Here is a 16,142-nt window from a genome sequence, read left to right as displayed (position 1 = left end):
GGGGAGATGTGAAATGAAGTCCGCAGAAAAATTTCAGAATATTCAACATAATTCGACAGATTATATGAAAGAGAATATGCCGAAGAAACAAAAGAAGGAAAGCCGAACCCTTCCCAAACAACGAAGTATGAAAGGGATTCGCTTTACGATCTGGTTTGTGATTGGGATTGTTTGTGTCACTGCTGTTTTAGGTTTTTTGCGTGCTAACAATGCTTTAAGTAAAGTGGCTGCCACTCAATCCACTATTGAGGATGTCAAAGAAGGCTTTTCTGTTCAAGATTACAATGCTTATAGCAGTCCAAAGATGAAGCTTTTTGGTGAACAGGTCGTAAACAGCTTTATCACGATTCCTAAAGATGAAGGCGAGCGAAAAAAAAGAGTAGAGACCTTTAATTCCTATCTTGCCAGTGGATTAGAAGCGCAAAGTTTTGATGGTGTGAAGGGGTATCGAAAGCTTGAAAATCAGCAGTTGTTTGACATTCAATATGGCAAGGATAAAGCAACCCTTCAATACAAAGTAACTTATACAAATGTCTCTATTACCGAAAAAGAGGTGGAGAAAGAAGTTAAGGATGGAGAAAAGAAAAAGAAGGTCAAACAAAAAGTTCAGGAGGAAAAAGAGCAAGTGAAAACAGCACTCTTGAATATACCAGTGCAAGCGAAAAAAGGGCAATATGCTGTCATTGAGAATCTTTATTTTTCGGCTGTACCAAGTGTGGAAGGCGAAGGGTTTATCGCCATTTCTAGTAAGTTACCAAATGAAAATAAAGTAACCGAACAGCAAAAACAAGAAGTAGAGTCGTGGTTAAATGAGTTTTTCACGAAATATGCTTCTGCTCCTAAAGAGGAAATGGAATATATCATGAACAATCCGCAATCCCTCGAGGGATTAAAAGAATTTGTGAAAATATCCAATTTAGGAGTTTATCAAACTGAAAGTAAAAACACGTTTACTGTAAAAGCGATTGTGACCTTTAAGGAGAAGGAAATTGACATCACGAATGAAGAGCGGTTCACGCTCACAATTAAGAAAGATAGCGGTAAGTATTATGTTCAAGAAATGAAAAACACATTAGGGGGAAAATAATATGTTTAACATGCTAAACAATATGGTACTTGGTTCATTACCTACACTTTCAGGAGTACGTGATTGGGTTGTGACAGAAGGCGGTAACGCTGTTGCCATCGGGCTTGTTGTATTTTCTGTTTTCTTCTTGTTCAAACAACAGATTGGGCGTTTTCTCGGATTTATTCTAGTTGCGGGAGTTGTGTTCTTTGCGGTTGGTAGCCCTGAAAGTATGCTGAATTCATTAAAAGAAGTGGGAAATATTCTAATTGGCAATTAGTCTTGCTGCAGTAAGGGAGGAAGAAAATGAAAACCTATAACTACAAAGGTATTTTTGAAGAACCTGTTACCCTCTATCGACTTGGGAAATTCAGTTTGCCGTTTGGTGTACCCCTTGCAAGAGTGGTCATTGCGCTTCTTACCTTGGCAATCATGTTCAGATTCCGAACCTTTTTTAATGGTGTTGGTTCCCTTATACCTGGCTTAACAGTTTTTCTGTATATCTGCATTCCGTTTGTGGTCTCGGGTCTTCTGTACAAGTTAAGGAAGGATGGAAAGAAGATTCATAACTATTTGTGGGATATAGGAGTTTACTTGATTACGATAAAGTTTCCAAAAAAGCGGTATTGCAATGACGAGGTGATCCTTTATTCAGATGAAACCGTTCAATTAGAGCCAGTCTATTATGAGATTCCTGAAGAAGAGGGCGAGGTTGAACATCTTCTTGATTTTGAGGAATATTTGTTCAAACAAGAGGTTGAGGAAGAACAAAAACGAGTGAAAGCCTTATAAGGGATTCTATAGCCCCTTAAAGGAGCTTTTCGAAAAGGAGGACTAATACCATTGTCTATGAATCTAAAAGCGCCTATGAAGCAATTCTATAAGAATATGATGTTAACAAGAGGCGGAGATGTGTATACCTATTATTCTGTCTCTCCAGAAATGATTCCAACGAACAATGCTCAATCTCTTCGTGAAGTAAAAGACCGATTTACTTTATTTTTCAAGGAGCTAGAGCGTTACGGAGATTTTCACCTTGAAATGTATCCTCACCAAATGAATTTAAGAGAACGGTTTGATGAAATTGAAAAAGACTTTCATGAAGATACAAAGGAAGCAGGGAAGTATTACAACAAGGAAACGATTCAACTTTTGGAACAAGAGCTAGGAGCTATTACGCAATATCAGTTTATTTTAGGGGTTCGACTTAAAAGTGTAGAAGCTATTCAGACGGATTACTTTGCAGGAGCTTTAAAAGGAGCGTTTAGTAGTGTAACAGATCAACTTGTTAATATGTTTGGGTTTGAACGAGAAGCAGATCATTCGCTTTTTGAACGATTCTCCCCTTTGGAAGAAGATCTCTTTCAATTAGTTCAAACTGTTGGTGGAAAACGGTTATCAGAAGACTCCCTTGTTTATGTCAACCGTTATACCTTCTTACGAGATATTCACCATTCTGTTGAAGAGCAAAAGAAAATGAGAGGGATAACGAACATTACCAACTGCATTATTGACCCTACAGAAATGGGATATTTGAAGCTTTCTACACCTGAAGGTGAAACGTATATCTCTCATTTAGTGGTCGACGATTTTTCATTAGATATGGAATACAGTCATCTGTTTCAACGTGCTCAATCGCTTCCTTTTCCAGTAGAAGTGCATATTAAAGCTCAATTTCAGAATAAGGACGCCATATTGCGTAAAGTCTCATTCACAAAAAAGAGGTTACAAGAAACTGATCGGGATATGGCAGAAGCAGGAGAAGATGTAGACGATAAAATTTCAAAAGGTCGTCATATGCTTAGTCGCTTAACAAATGAGTTACGAAATGAAGATGTCGGGTTTTTACATTGGGTGGCAACGATTGTTGTTACTGGAAGGACGAAAGAGGAATGTAAATCAAGAGCTACAAGTGTACGGCGATATATGAAGTTTAAGGAAATCAGTTGTGTACAGCCAGTCGCCGATCAACTACAACTCTTTTATAAATTTCTTCATGGGGAGCCGTTAAGTTTTGAAAGAAATTGGCTTCAACGTACGACTCATATCGCTTTTGTAGAAAATCTATTCGCCGTATCGAAAACATTGGGGTCAAAAATTGGCTTTTACTTTGGTCGAGTCGATAATACTTCGGGCAGAAAAGAACTATCGTCTTCGATTGCTAGTAGTCGAGACATAGTCCTTTTCCACCCATTCATTGCTAATGAGGGGATTCTTGGCGCCGTAACCGATAGCCCCCATATTAGTATAACGGGTCAAACAGGGAAGGGTAAATCCTTCCTTGTAAAATTAATTCTTATGTACCTTTCTTTCTTAGATGTAAAGGTCTTAATGACAGACCCCAAGACAGAAATTGAAAAATGGTTCCGAAAAGCCATTGAAAGCCCTGAAATGAAAGAGCAATACCCTTTGTTTACAGAGCTTGTAGAGTCGTTCCATTACATCACTTTGGATCCCCACGACCCTAAAAACTGGGGCGTCCTTGACCCTATTTGCTTCTTGGAAGGCTATGAAGCCCGAGATACAGCACAAGCGGTCATGGAACAAATTTATGACATGTCGTCTAAAGACGACGTCAAAACAGCCGTTTTGAAGACGCTGTCCGAGGTCATAGAGGAAAGAAAAGTAGGAAAGAAAGTAGGATTAATGACGGTTGTAGAGCGTCTGATGGAGTCTGAGGAGATTACTGTAAACCGAGCGGGTCAACTGTTATGGCAGATGACTCAAAATAGTGTTTTACAACTAATCTTTTCTACAGGAGAGACGAAAAGCATTCACTTGGATGGAAAGGTGAACATTTTACAAATCGAGGGGCTTGATCTTCCGAAAGAGGATGATAATCCCAAGGATTATAGCGATAGTGAACGAAAATCCGTTTGTATGATGGTGCCTTTATCGAAGTTCTGTGAAAAGTTCGGAAGTCGTGATAAGGCAGAGAAAACCGCCATTATTTTTGATGAAGCGTGGATGTTGACAGGGGCAAAGGGCGGTAAGAAGCTAATTAACTCTCTTAAACGGATTGGCCGTTCCTATAAAAATCAACTGTATTTAGTGACACAGTCCGTCAGTGATGTAAACGAGGATAAAGATTCCAAAGGAAATATTGGGGCTAAGTTTGCATTTGACGAGAAGGAAGAGCGTCCAGATATTTTAAAGTATGTCGGGCTTGCTCCTACAGAAAGCAATCAAAAGATGTTAGGGAATATGCAGAAAGGGCAATGTTTGTTTTCCGATTTTTACGGTCGTACAGGGAAGCTGTCCATTGATTGCTTGTTTTATGAGTGGAAAGAAGCCTTTAAAACCGTTGAAAAGTCCAATTCAGCTAAAGCAGAGGAGGAATTTGAAATATGATGAAGCGAGCGGGAATCGTTGTGACGGCTGCCATGTTATTGGTAGCCTGTGGCAACTCTTATGACAAAGCGATTGATGAGGTTATTAAGCTAGAGAATGTATCTTTAAAAGAACCTGGTCTTCCTGAAAATATTAATGAATTAAAACGAGATAAAGCCTGTACAAAGGTTTTTGATGAAGGAAAGGTTATTACTATTACCTATGAAATCCGAGAAAATGACTTTGTTACTGAGGGATTTGTTAAAAAGAATGGTGATTATAAAGCGGGAGCAACTGAAAAAGATATGAAGTCAGCAGAGCCTATTTATGTAGAGAATGAAGATTTATGCCAGAACTAAAAGGAAATGGAAGCTATGTTTAAAAAGGTCTTTGCTATCTTACTAACATGTTTGTTTTTATCTTCAGGTTTAGCAATGGCAGCGGAAAAATCAACTACAGTAAAACCCAAAGAAGCGGAGTCCGGTGGGGTCGTATTGGATAGCAAGCGGTATGATTACAGCCATTATGAAGTTGTGACCAATATTGAGGGAGACTGGAACCCTTTTACTGTGGAGGAAATTGACAAGGCTATGAATAGTTTTGCCAATATGATTTTTTCCATGACAAAGATCGTTGCTCAATTAATCGATACAGGACTTGGATTATTATATGGATTGGATTTTTTAGATAGTTGGGCCGATAACATTTCAAAGGTGGCAGAAGTCATTTATGACAACTTGTATCAATCTTTCGCGATTTTGTTTTTTGTTGTCGCAGTGCTTCAGATTTTCTTTTACTACATGATGGAACGGAATGGAATGAAGGCTTTAAAAGCAACAGGAAGTTTGGCAGCGGTAATCATTTTAGCAGTTGTTTGGTTTTCTAATAGTGATTATTTCTTGAAAACACTAAATAGTATTACCAATGAAGCCCAAGGGCAAGTGATGAAAGCGGGCGTGACTTTGACAGATGAAAACGTGGAAGAAGGCAAGGAGCTTGAAGGAAGTATCGCCATTGTGCGAAATCAATATCATGATTTAATTGTAAGAAAACCTTATCTCATCATGAATTACGGTACTACTATAGAGAAAGATATTTTGAAAAACGATAAAAATCGAATAGATAAATTGTTATCAACCACTACGACAAAGGAAGGGTATGCAAAACGTCAGGAAATAGTCAGGGAAGATGTAAAGCAATTTGACAATAAATATATGACTCAATCCTACATTCCAATGAAAATTGGTATCGCGCTCGTGTCGCTCGTTTTTTCTTTATTGCTTGGGATTCCTATGTTGCTCATTGCTTTTCTCAATGCAGGGATTCAAGTGTTAATCATGATTATAGCGATTGTATTACCAATTTCTCTAATGGTCTCCATGTTGCCTAGATTCGCTAACAGTGGATGGTACACCTTTGGAAGAATGGCGGGTCTTTTCTTTATGAAAGTATTTGTCGGCGTGTTTATTCTACTGATGTTTGCGATTACGACCATCATGTATGAAACTATTCCAATGACTACACCTGCTCATTACATGTTAAACGTGGTTGCTATCTCCATGTCTATTATTCTCATGATTAAATACCGAGACAAAATTGTTGAGTTTATCACAGCAGGGCAAGTGACAACGGTAGATGGCAATACCATAAACAATGCTTATCAAAAAGTACGACAAGGAGCAACAGACGCAGGAGAACGAGCGACTGAATGGGCGTTAAATACGGTAACAGGTGGAAGTGCTTCAGCCTATTTAGAAGGTAAAAGAAGGCTAGATGAAATGAATGGAGAAGAACCTGAACGCGCTAAAAATGACATGCCATTGTCTCAAAATCGAGTATCTGAAGAACAACGAAAAGCAAACCGGACAGAGCAAACTTCACAGGCTTCAAATCCTGCTGAAGCAAAGTCAGAGGAAGTTGATCAACCAAATCGTACGCCACAACAGACGACACAAGTAACAGGAACAGCGGATGGTCCGCAAGAAATAGATTCCCATTCGGCAAATGTTGTAGACATTGGGAGCTATCGTGAAAGTCGGTTTAAACGTACCCCTCAAGTAGAGTCGGATAATGATATAAAAGAAAAAACAGAATCAAGCTCTCCAGAAGAACATCATCGAGTATGGAATGAAGACCGTATTCAACCTTCAAACCATAAAAATTCTTCTGTAGATCGAAGTAATCGGACACCACAAATGGTTGAAGATAAGCCCATTACACAGTGGGAAGCTCAACAACAAATCAACGAAAGAAATCACCTTAGCGAGTCGAATCCAAATGAACAGCAACAACAAAGAGATCGAGCAAGAACCCCTCAACGAAAAGTAGAACGACAAGAATCTGACATCACATCATCTAACGTAAACAGAAAACCGTAAGGGGGCGAAAGAGCATGAATAAGGTCATTTATATTGTTCTCGCTCTCTTTATTGGTTTAATCGGCGTCTTTGCGGGGCTGATCTTTCTTGTTGTGAGTGATAGCGAAAAAGAACAAGAACCAGGTTTTATTTCGGAAAATGGCACAGCCCTTGTTAGTGAGCAAGTAAAACGGTATGAGTCACTCATTCGGAAATATGCCAAGAAAGAAGGCATTGAACAATATACGGAACTCATTATGGCACTTATGCAACAGGAGTCAGCAGGGCGAGGGCTTGACCCTATGCAAAGTTCTGAAAGTCTATGTGGGCGGATTGGGTGTATCGTCAGTCCTGAAAAGTCCATTGAGCAAGGGGTAAAAGTTTTTAAAAGGACTCTTCAGGCAGCGGGTGGAGATATTTATCTAGCCCTTCAAAGTTATAATTTTGGGTCAGGCTTTATCGGTTATGTAAAAGATCGGGGAGGAAAATACACGAAGGAGCTTGCTGTTGAGTTTTCTCAATACATGATGACCCAAGTCTCAAATCCCGAAAACTATACGTGTATTCGTGCGGAAGCTAAGCCGTTAGGGGCTTGTTATGGGGATATAGGCTATATTGAAGCGGTGATGAAATATTATAACGGTGGGGCAGGAGAAGTCGTCCAAACAGGAAAGAAAGGCGAATGGTCGTTTCCTCTAAAAGTCGTTCAAATTACTAGCTCTTTTGGGTGGCGATCAGACCCAGGGACAGGAGAAAAGCAATTTCATCAAGGGATAGACTTTGATTGCTCAACAGGTGACCCGATTTATTCTGTAAAAGATGGTGAGGTCATTGTTTCAGGAAATGGTGGCACTTATGGAAACTTAGTGATTGTTAAACATGGAAAGGGTCAATATAGTGCCTATGCTCATTTAAATTCCCTAGAAACAAGAGCAGGAAATGAAGTCAAACGTGGTCAGCAGGTCGGTACCTGCGGAAATACTGGATACTCGTTTGGAAGTCATTTGCATTTCGAACATCGGGTTAAATATGAGCCCGTTAAAAGACTCGATAACTTTCAAGACCCTAAATTTATTCTTGGTTTGTAAGAAAGGGGAAGAGACATGAAACGGTATATTATTATTGGTTTTTCGGCTTGTGTACTTTTAAGCGGGTATCTATTTTTTCATACAGGTCAATTAAAAGAAGAGTTAACGGCCGCCCGAACAGATGTGAAACAATTACAAGAAGAAAATAAATCGATTGCGCAAACACCAGAAGACCAACAAGAAGCTAAAGCCCATTTAGTAGCGGAAGAATTTATTAACAAATATTATGTTTTTGAAAATGAACCTGATAAAAAGAAGGTTGAAGCCCTATTAACCGAAAAAGCTAAGGAAGTGGTCTCTTTTGAAGGCGATTCCGAAGTGAATTTTGAAGGAAGCCATGTTACCTCAAATGTTGAGAATTTGAAGCTGTATAGAGGTGACTATACGGATAATCGAATGCAAATACTTGCTTCTTTTAACAATATTATTACGGCTAATGAGATATCGAGCAAATCGATTTCTTATGCAACACTTGATCTAATCAAAGACGGCGATACATGGAAAATTGATGATTTAAACATTGCTCAATACTGAATTAAATCGATTGGATATTTATAGATGTTGGAGAAACGCTCTGTGGCGCAATTAGAAATCATTTTACGAATAATGGTACACTAAAATACGAAAATAAGGATTGGTTTATATGAAAAGAGTCTATCAACCGACAGACTCTTCTTTTTTCTTTAAAATCTTTGCGGAAAGTGCAGTCAGGTAACTCAACGAGATATGAGGGCAAGCATCTGCCATCCACGATTAGCTGATGTAGGCGAATCGCGTCTCTGGCGTTTTCGGTCCACGTCAATTTCAAACTCTACAAACAGCTTAACGTTGTAAATCCGCATTTTCGGGACGCTACCCCAAAAGAGGAAGTCATCTTCAGTATTTTTGAACGATTATTACTTCTAACCCTGCGTTTCTTGCTCTTTCAGCCAAATCTTCTGCATTTTCTCTTGAAGAGAAGGCTCCCATTTGGACTTTAAATAGGTTGTCTCTAAAAAGTACAATCGACTCAAAACCTTTAGATCTTGCATCTGCTGCTAATCTTTCTGCATTAGATTTTGCGCTGAAAGCACCAATCTGTACTTTGTATAAAGTCTTTGGCTCTGGTACTTTTATTAAGCCAAATGCTTTTACCAAGCCATTTACATGACCTTTGGCAATATTACTTATAAAACTAGTGGTCTTTAACTTGTTTGCATCATTCATATTATCAATAAAACCATTTTCTGTTAATATTGATGGCATGTAGGACTCTCTTAGTACATGAAAGTTTGCTGTCTTTTTTCCGCGGTCCGTGAAATTTACTAACTTTAAGATTTCTTCATGGATATGGTTTCGATAAGTGGTAGTAGGAGTACTAACCCCTGGGAAAATATAGTCTTCATAACCTGTCCCTCCGCCCGCATTAATGTGAATAGAGAGATAATAATCTGCTCCCCAAGCATTTGCATCATTTGTTCTTTGAGTTAAACTAACGGTTTGATCACCAGTTCTGCTCATCTTAATAGAAACGTCCTGATATTCATTTATTAAAATATTTCTTATCATGGAAGCAATCTGCAAGGTTAAATTTTTTTCCTGTAATCCATTCCCAACTGCTCCTGAGTCATTTCCTCCATGCCCTGGATCAATAAAAATTTTCACCAATTTTAATCACCTCAATGTATTCTATTAGAGATGTTTAAAAGGGCTTGTACAGATGCCATAACTGATTGGAAATTTGTTCATTTTCACTGTTATAAGGTGTCTTTTTCTATGATTCCAACTAGTAGGGGTCACGTCACCAAAAGTGAAAAGTTGTACGTTTAGACACAATTTGGACATATTTCAATTGATTCCCTGTACGTTTAGACAGAAATATAAAATGAGGAAGACAATGATTAATAATGAAAATATACGTTGGTAGAATCAATTAGGTCGCGTCTGTACGAAACCTGTTGGCAATTTTAAGAGGCATTTTAGTGTGTAGATGTAGGCAGCTCACTTTTCTATTTCTTATACTCTCTCCATCGACGATAAAAAGTAGCTTCACTGATATTGGTGATTTTACAGATTTCCTTTATAGGTTTATTCGTGGTTTGATGTAATTAAATAGCATGTTTGACCCCTTCATGCTTTAAGGCTAAGTGACAGGGTAGCTGCTCTAGTCCGTAAGATTATTTCTAATAAAAGTTAAAATGTTTTTTGATAATTTTGATAAGTATTATTGATAGCTTGCTATGTCGAAATTTAAACTATTTATAAAAGACATAGCGAGAAGAGGGAAACCATTGAAGAGAATTGGAAAGGGATTACTCTATAAATAGAACATAAGTTCTTAATTACCCCCTTAACAAAAGGGGGGATCGGTTAACTGAACCAGTTCCCCCAAAATGAGATGAACTTGGAAAGAAAGACACATTGGAGTTGTTTCTCATATTATCTTATGTATTCGTAAATGGTTTGTTTGGGTGTTTGTGGAGAATTTAATCGTATTGTGCTACAAATAGGCCCAGTACCAGAGTTCGTGTAACCAGGGGAAAAGTAGATCAACAGATACTTTGCCTTCTGTAATAAATATTGTTCTATTCGCCTTGTAGTAATTTTCTATAGAGTGTCATCCGAGATATACCAGCTTTTTCAGCAGCTGCTGTTCGACTAAGACCTTGTTCAATTAAATAGATGGCGTATTGAACTTTTTCTTCATCAGTTTTTGGTCTTCCTGGATGCTTTCCCCGTTTTCTTGCTGCCATAATTCCTTCTTTGGTTCGCTCTGAGGTTAGATCCCTTTCAAACTGTGCAATACCAGTAAAAATTGTAAAAAGCATTTTCCGGTGAGCTGTCGTTGTATCTAGCCAAGATTCTTTTAGACTTTTAAGGTGAGCACCTTTTTTTGAAATCATATCAGTGATTTCAATTAAGTCCTTTATAGATCTAGACAGTCTTGTTATGTCTGTTACTACAACAGTGTCTTCCTTTCGCAAAAAATCCAACATACGGTTAAACTCTGGACGTTCTCGCTTTGTACCCGTTACTTTTTCAAAGAAAATGCGTTCGTATCCAAATTCTTCTAATTGTTTTTTCTGTCTATCAAAATTTTGATCAACTATACACTACGAAAGAAAATAGAATCGTACATGTATTATTATAATTATTGTCGACCTTTTACAAAATTAAACTGCCAGACTCCGGTAGAGTTTAGAGTCATGGTAGCTTAGGTTTTTATTTAGTCTTATTTGAATGTGTCTCTCCACAACCTAGTAGCTTTGTCTCAATAATAGGATTATGATTTATAACCTCTAAAAATATCCTTTTTAATGTTACCTTTTTTGACGTTTTTGGATTTTAAAAAGTTTGATATAGAAGCAACCATAGTTTGAGTACCTGCAGCATAGTAATACCCTTTATTTCCATTGGATGTGATATAAGTTGAGATGTCATTATAAAGTGAATTTCTCTTTTGGTAATATTGCACATTAATAGAAGGATGTTTGATTGCTAGTTCATCCAATTCATTTGAATACAAAAAATTTTCTGAACTATCTATATAAAAAAGGGTATAGATAGGTTCATTATGGTTTTGGGATGTTAAATCTTTTATAATGGCTCTGAATGGGGTAATTCCTAGTCCACCAGCTATAAATAGTGTTGGCTTTTGAGGTGAATCAATGTACATAGGTCCAATTGGTCCACGCATACATATTTCCATACCAGGTTCTAATTCTAACATTGCTTGTTTAAACTCACTAGGGTTATTAGTGATTTGCATGGAAATTTGAATTTTATCTTCAGATGCTGCTGAGGCAATGCTGAATGGTCTGGTAGGTTTGTTTACTTTCCTATGGGCAATACTAAAGACTCCATGTTGTCCAGCCTTCCAATTTAATTGATCACTTTTTTCGAAAATAAAGGTAAAAATATGATTGTCCTCTTGGATTTTTTCTCGCAGCTTTATATTATTCTTCTTGAATATAGGTTTTATATCTTGAATAAACCCCATAATATCCATCTCTCCCTTAGTTTCTAGTATGATCTGTATGAAACAATAAAAAATAATGAATAAAATATTCTCTTTTAATTACTTTCCTACAAAAACCGTTTTTTCTTTTGCAACAAAAATCATGGGTCTTCATAGATTCACTAGAGCCAATTCTCTTTGAAATCCTCAATATATTTTCTAATGTTTGTAGGCATTTTGCCCGTTACTTTTTCATAATCATGCTTAATTCCTTTTGCAAGGCCAAGCTTCGTTGGCATATGAACTCCCACGACAACATTTGTAAATACTTCATCTTCACCCATATTCTTCATAAATTCTCTAAATTCTTTGACTGAAGGGTTTGTGTATTCAATTTTCACTCCAAGAACTTCAGTCATTATTTTTGCGACATCAAAAAAGTCGAGGGCTTCATTCCCTGTGATAACATAGATTTTGTTTTTATGCTTTACTTCATCAACCAACGATAGAGCAGAGATTTCAGCAAGATCTCTAGTGTCAACAAAGCTTGTTTTTCCATTACCTGCCGGTACAAAGATACGTTGTCTTTCTTTAATTTCCTTACAAAGAAAATCATTTAAATTTTGCATAAAATACCCAGCTCGAACGAATGTATAAGGTATCTTGTAGCTTTTTATCAGCTTTTCCATTTTGTAATGGTGGATAAATGGCATGAATTGCACGTCTTTTAACGATAAATAGGTAATGTGTTTAATCCCTTTATCTTTTGCCTTTTCTAAAAATATTTTAAATTGAAGATTTTCACCCGGTGGGTACATTAGAAAAATACGGTCAACATTTTCAAGAGCCCCATCAAATGTACTTGAATCTAAAAAATCAAGACTCACATATTCGTATGCATCACCAAACTTAGCTTTGGCTTTTTCAATGTTTCGAACCGCACATACCATCGGAATATCTTTAATCTTTAAATAGTTAGCAACCTGAAATCCAACTTTTCCCGTAAAACCTGTTACTAAAATCTTCATTACAGGTCCTCCTTGCTGTTATAACTATCAATTTTGTCTGAAATTTTATTTAACATGTGGATGGTGTTCAATAGCTCTTCTTCAGAAAAATCATGCAAAATGTATTGATACAACTCCACATGCTCTTTTTTCTTATCTTGTACAAGTTTTCTTCCCTTTTCAGAAAGAAATAACGTGACAACTCTTCGGTCTGTTTCGCTTCGGTGCCTTTCAATTAAACCTAAGTTTTCAAGCTTATCAGCAATACCAGTTGCAGCACCTGATGTCACACCAAAATGTTCTGAAATTTCACTTGTTTTTATTTCGCGTTTACTGTGAATCATAAAAAGAAAAATCATTAAACCATGATTAATCTCTCCTTCATCTCTAGGCTTCATAATCTCAACACTCACTTCACTTGCTCTTTTTAATGAAGTTAATAAATTTTCAAAGATGTTCAAACCATGATCCTCCTTTGTGAAAATATCTTAGTAACTAAGATATTACATATAAAAGTATATTAATAATCAAGGTGAAATTCAAGTTGTAACAATAGGTAATTAGGATGGTACCTTCCAACTTAACTTACATTATGAGAATTTTGTAGGTAGTTACGATAAAAAAAGTCGACTTTGTAAATTGATCAAGTCAATTAATTATTTCATTTTAAATTAGTCTTACCCAAACGATGTCTGTTAAATAAAGCTGTATATACATAGCCAATTAGGGGTACCGTCACATGCCCATCAAGCTAATGTAGACGTCAAGTTGAATTTTACACTTTTTGCTCGTTTCCTTTTTACACTCCTGCTGAAAAAATGCTCTTTCGGTTTTTCATCCGATGACTTTCCTCATCCTCGCCACCATGTATGACTTCCACACGATGAAGTAAACGGTCTAAAATAGCTGTCGTAATGCCTTGATCTCCAATTAAATTACCCCATTCATCAGGACCTTTATTTGAGGTAAGGATAATCGAACTTCGTTCGTATAAATGATTAATTAAATGAAAAAATAAGTTTGCTTCTCTTTGATCCATCGCCATATACATCAAATCATCGATAATCACAAGATCGGCATTTCTTATCCGTTTGAGCTGGACTTTAGATTTATTCAGATATTCTTCTGTCTTTAAAAGCTGCACAAGCTCACCCATTGTAGCGAAGTAAACATTAAATCCTCTGTAAACTGCTTCGAGTCCCAGCCCTATTGCGATAAAGGTTTTCCCAATGCCAGGGGGACCTAGGAGAATTAAATTATACTGTTGCTCTAACCAGCTTAATTCTCTAAGTTGAGAAAGCTGGCGGGCTGTTAGAACGTTTTGACCTTTTAGTTCAAACTCATCTAATGACTTCACGAAAGGGAAGCGTGCCCATTTCATTCTTTTTTCAAGGCTCTTTGCTTCTCGTTTTGCTAATTCATATCGTGTGATAGATTCTAAGAATTCCAAATAGGTCCAGGATGCTTTTTCAGCTTCGCGAAGAAGCTGTGGCAGCTCCTCCGCAGTCTCTGATAAACGTAACTGACGAAATTGATCTTGTAATTCATGCACCGTCTTGTTCATTATGCTCGACCTCCCAGAATGCTAGTATACGCATTTAATGAGCGAGTAGGGGCCTTAATATGAGGATGTTTTGCTGGTTTGGCATAAAAAGATTGTACCTCTTTAATTGGTTCATCACGCAATGTATTAAGGTGATGAGCAATATCACGAAAATCATTTGCACTGTATAGTTTCTCTGTCATGCACTTGGTCATAACAGTATCAATTAATGCTGGATACTGTTGAATTACCTTGTAGATGATCGCAAACTGGTCTCGACGATACCTTGGATATTTTTGGCTGATCTCATCAAAATATGCAGCTGCCTGAGTCTGATTTTCAAAGTAAGAGATGAGACGTTGCTTAAGCTCTTCAATCCCTTTTGAGCGATCGCGAGTATGATGACGGTTTTGAATGAGTTTTCCTTTTTCTGAACTAATAAAGTGTTCGGTAATGATTTCACCATTTGCTTCTTTACGTATTACAAGAGTTTGTTGTTCTTCGTTTGTCACTTCAATCCATACAAGATTTTCAGTCATTGCTTGATAAGTCCCTAATGGGACGGAATAGCGGTTTGACTTATAGCGGATCGTGTTGTCCTTGCTTACAGTTCTTGTTATACTTTGGTTATTGGTACTTTCATATGAAAGTAACGAAGAGACTGGCTGTAAGTGTTGCTTTTCGAGGAGAAACACTTCTGCTGGTCTTTTTTTCGTTGTCTGGTGAACCTGATGGTTCCCTGTTCGTTGAAGCCACTGTAGTGCTCGATCATTCCAATCTTCTATGTCGCTAAACACTCGACTGTCAGCGAAATTGCCTTTTATGTATTTCACTACATTTTCAATCATGCCTTTAGATTCCGGATCAGCTCTTCTACACAAGTGAACTTTGAATTTACGCTCTTTCACATAGCTTTGAAATTCTGCTGTTAAAAGTAGCTGACCTGCATTTTCACTCACTGTGATTAAGTGGTCTTGATCATAGACAATTTCTTCTGTTCTTCCTCCGTAGAATTGAAATGCATTTTCATGACATCTGATCGCATCTCTTGTAGTAAACGGACGTGCCTGCCATTCCATATATTTATGTCTGGAGTGAGCGAGTACAAAGGCAATAAAGTACAGTTTGATTTCTTTGTTGTCTGTCGTCTTCTGTTTTGTTTCACCCCAGTCTACCTGAAGTTGTTTGCCCATTGGTTGTTCAGGAACTGCTTCGTATTGGCGGACAATGACCTTTTTTTCAATCTGATAGACTTCACGAATATCTCTCACATAAGATCTCACAGTACTTCCACCGACCAATAGGTCGGGATACCTCTCTAAAAGCCAATCATGAATTTGGGCACTACTCAGGTGAGGATACTCTTCTAGCCAGGCAAGTATCCAGTCTTTATAGTGATCCAATTTTTTCTTCTTCCCCATAGGCTGTTCTATGTATGCTCTTGCTTCATCAAATGTCATTTCTAGATACTTATAGACAGTTGGTCTTGAAATCTTAAGCTCCTTAGCGATTTGTGCTACTTTAAATTTTCTTTTACGTAGTTCATGGATCTTTACATATAACACTAACTTTTCCTCCAAATCCCTAAGCTCCAGTAAAATAACGTCACAATCTATTTTACTAAAGTAGTAGGTTGATTGAGCAAAAGTGTAAAATCTTATCAAGCAAAAACTGTCAACTTTATTCTAGCGTTCACAGCTAATACCGATGAATGGTTAGTGTAGAGCTCTTTCTACAAAACAATTGTCTATGCTACTGAAAAAAGGCATGCCAAATAAACCAGCCAAATAAACCTAAAGATCGTTGTAATTCCT

16 protein-coding genes and 1 pseudogene are annotated in these 16,142 nt (G+C 37.3%); 9 read left to right on the top strand and 8 right to left on the bottom strand.

Features of this window, described 5'->3' with window-relative positions; all coding sequences use genetic code 11:
• Positions 1–13 precede the first annotated feature (13 nt).
• Genes RSX31_RS21150 through RSX31_RS21115 form a run of 8 tightly spaced genes read left to right on the top strand, consistent with a single transcriptional unit; the run spans position 14 to position 8,375 of the window.
• Positions 14–1,087: a conjugal transfer protein gene (locus tag RSX31_RS21150; protein ID WP_315635951.1), complete on the top strand. Its 1,074-nt coding sequence runs from the start codon at positions 14–16 to the stop codon at positions 1,085–1,087.
• 1 nt (position 1,088) lies between these two features.
• Complete coding sequence (locus tag RSX31_RS21145) at positions 1,089–1,346, top strand: TcpD family membrane protein (protein ID WP_315635950.1); 258 nt, start codon at positions 1,089–1,091, stop codon at positions 1,344–1,346.
• A 26-nt stretch (positions 1,347–1,372) separates the two neighbouring features.
• The gene (locus RSX31_RS21140) at positions 1,373–1,858 is read left to right on the top strand and encodes a conjugal transfer protein (protein WP_315635949.1); all 486 of its coding nucleotides are present in this window, start codon (positions 1,373–1,375) and stop codon (positions 1,856–1,858) included.
• 57 nt (positions 1,859–1,915) lie between these two features.
• Positions 1,916–4,417: an ATP-binding protein gene (locus tag RSX31_RS21135; RefSeq protein ID WP_315635966.1), complete on the top strand. Its 2,502-nt coding sequence runs from the start codon at positions 1,916–1,918 to the stop codon at positions 4,415–4,417.
• Positions 4,414–4,755 (top strand): cystatin-like fold lipoprotein, encoded by a 342-nt coding sequence (locus RSX31_RS21130; RefSeq protein WP_315635948.1) that lies wholly within the window; start codon positions 4,414–4,416, stop codon positions 4,753–4,755. Before RSX31_RS21135 ends, RSX31_RS21130 begins: the two co-directional genes overlap by 4 nt.
• A 15-nt stretch (positions 4,756–4,770) precedes the next feature.
• The gene (locus RSX31_RS21125) at positions 4,771–6,774 is read left to right on the top strand and encodes an FUSC family protein (RefSeq protein ID WP_315635947.1); all 2,004 of its coding nucleotides are present in this window, start codon (positions 4,771–4,773) and stop codon (positions 6,772–6,774) included.
• Between the two features lie 14 nt (positions 6,775–6,788).
• The gene (locus RSX31_RS21120) at positions 6,789–7,841 is read left to right on the top strand and encodes a lysozyme family protein (RefSeq protein ID WP_315635946.1); all 1,053 of its coding nucleotides are present in this window, start codon (positions 6,789–6,791) and stop codon (positions 7,839–7,841) included.
• Positions 7,842–7,856: 15 nt separating this feature from the next.
• Positions 7,857–8,375 carry a hypothetical protein gene (locus RSX31_RS21115; RefSeq protein WP_315635945.1) on the top strand — a complete coding sequence of 173 codons (519 nt, stop codon included), beginning with the start codon at positions 7,857–7,859 and terminating at the stop codon, positions 8,373–8,375.
• A gap of 342 nt (positions 8,376–8,717) precedes the next feature.
• Here RSX31_RS21115 and RSX31_RS21110 read toward each other — a convergent pair whose 3' ends face one another.
• The 3 genes from RSX31_RS21110 to RSX31_RS21100 all read right to left on the bottom strand — a co-directional run bounded on the left by RSX31_RS21110 (position 8,718) and on the right by RSX31_RS21100 (position 10,930).
• Positions 8,718–9,488: an N-acetylmuramoyl-L-alanine amidase gene (locus RSX31_RS21110; RefSeq protein WP_315635944.1), complete on the bottom strand. Its 771-nt coding sequence runs from the start codon at positions 9,486–9,488 to the stop codon at positions 8,718–8,720.
• Between the two features lie 341 nt (positions 9,489–9,829).
• Positions 9,830–9,904 (bottom strand): hypothetical protein, encoded by a 75-nt coding sequence (locus RSX31_RS21105; protein ID WP_315635965.1) that lies wholly within the window; start codon positions 9,902–9,904, stop codon positions 9,830–9,832.
• A gap of 501 nt (positions 9,905–10,405) precedes the next feature.
• Positions 10,406–10,930, bottom strand: coding sequence for a recombinase family protein (locus tag RSX31_RS21100; protein ID WP_315635964.1), 525 nt, complete (start codon positions 10,928–10,930; stop codon positions 10,406–10,408).
• Here RSX31_RS21100 and RSX31_RS21095 point away from each other — a divergent pair.
• A pseudogene (locus RSX31_RS21095) lies at positions 10,925–11,038 on the top strand (IS3 family transposase); the annotation flags it as partial. The gene RSX31_RS21100 and the pseudogene RSX31_RS21095 sit on opposite strands and share 6 nt — an antisense overlap.
• A 65-nt stretch (positions 11,039–11,103) precedes the next feature.
• Here RSX31_RS21095 and RSX31_RS21090 read toward each other — a convergent pair.
• The 5 genes from RSX31_RS21090 to istA all read right to left on the bottom strand — a co-directional run bounded on the left by RSX31_RS21090 (position 11,104) and on the right by istA (position 15,893).
• Positions 11,104–11,820 (bottom strand): FAD-dependent oxidoreductase, encoded by a 717-nt coding sequence (locus tag RSX31_RS21090; RefSeq protein ID WP_315635943.1) that lies wholly within the window; start codon positions 11,818–11,820, stop codon positions 11,104–11,106.
• A gap of 140 nt (positions 11,821–11,960) precedes the next feature.
• Positions 11,961–12,806 (bottom strand): SDR family oxidoreductase, encoded by an 846-nt coding sequence (locus RSX31_RS21085; RefSeq protein WP_315635942.1) that lies wholly within the window; start codon positions 12,804–12,806, stop codon positions 11,961–11,963.
• Positions 12,806–13,246, bottom strand: coding sequence for a MarR family winged helix-turn-helix transcriptional regulator (locus RSX31_RS21080; protein ID WP_315635941.1), 441 nt, complete (start codon positions 13,244–13,246; stop codon positions 12,806–12,808). The genes RSX31_RS21085 and RSX31_RS21080 overlap by 1 nt, the downstream gene beginning before the upstream one ends.
• Before the next feature lie 338 nt (positions 13,247–13,584).
• Positions 13,585–14,349: an IS21-like element IS643 family helper ATPase IstB gene (gene istB, locus RSX31_RS21075; protein ID WP_315635940.1), complete on the bottom strand. Its 765-nt coding sequence runs from the start codon at positions 14,347–14,349 to the stop codon at positions 13,585–13,587.
• Positions 14,349–15,893, bottom strand: a complete 1,545-nt coding sequence (istA, locus tag RSX31_RS21070) for an IS21 family transposase (protein ID WP_315635939.1) — start codon at positions 15,891–15,893, stop codon at positions 14,349–14,351. Before istA ends, istB begins: the two co-directional genes overlap by 1 nt.
• Positions 15,894–16,142: the final 249 nt, after the last annotated feature.

Source organism: Rossellomorea yichunensis (assembly GCF_032337515.1).
Classification (GTDB): domain Bacteria; phylum Bacillota; class Bacilli; order Bacillales; family Bacillaceae_B; genus Rossellomorea; species Rossellomorea yichunensis.
Note: the sequence above shows the minus strand (reverse complement) of the source record. Positions and strands in the feature narration are given on the sequence as shown.

Excerpts from the sequence above, each read along its gene's own strand:
- RSX31_RS21150 (WP_315635951.1), top strand. The coding sequence starts at position 14 with ATGAAGTCCGCAGAAAAATTTCAGAATATTCAACATAATTCGACAGAT.
- RSX31_RS21145 (WP_315635950.1), top strand. The coding sequence starts at position 1,089 with ATGTTTAACATGCTAAACAATATGGTACTTGGTTCATTACCTACACTT.
- RSX31_RS21140 (WP_315635949.1), top strand. The coding sequence starts at position 1,373 with ATGAAAACCTATAACTACAAAGGTATTTTTGAAGAACCTGTTACCCTC.
- RSX31_RS21135 (WP_315635966.1), top strand. The coding sequence starts at position 1,916 with ATGAATCTAAAAGCGCCTATGAAGCAATTCTATAAGAATATGATGTTA.
- RSX31_RS21130 (WP_315635948.1), top strand. The coding sequence starts at position 4,414 with ATGATGAAGCGAGCGGGAATCGTTGTGACGGCTGCCATGTTATTGGTA.
- RSX31_RS21125 (WP_315635947.1), top strand. The coding sequence starts at position 4,771 with ATGTTTAAAAAGGTCTTTGCTATCTTACTAACATGTTTGTTTTTATCT.
- RSX31_RS21120 (WP_315635946.1), top strand. The coding sequence starts at position 6,789 with ATGAATAAGGTCATTTATATTGTTCTCGCTCTCTTTATTGGTTTAATC.
- RSX31_RS21115 (WP_315635945.1), top strand. The coding sequence starts at position 7,857 with ATGAAACGGTATATTATTATTGGTTTTTCGGCTTGTGTACTTTTAAGC.
- RSX31_RS21090 (WP_315635943.1), bottom strand. The coding sequence starts at position 11,820 with ATGGGGTTTATTCAAGATATAAAACCTATATTCAAGAAGAATAATATA.
- RSX31_RS21085 (WP_315635942.1), bottom strand. The coding sequence starts at position 12,806 with ATGAAGATTTTAGTAACAGGTTTTACGGGAAAAGTTGGATTTCAGGTT.
- istB (WP_315635940.1), bottom strand. The coding sequence starts at position 14,349 with ATGAACAAGACGGTGCATGAATTACAAGATCAATTTCGTCAGTTACGT.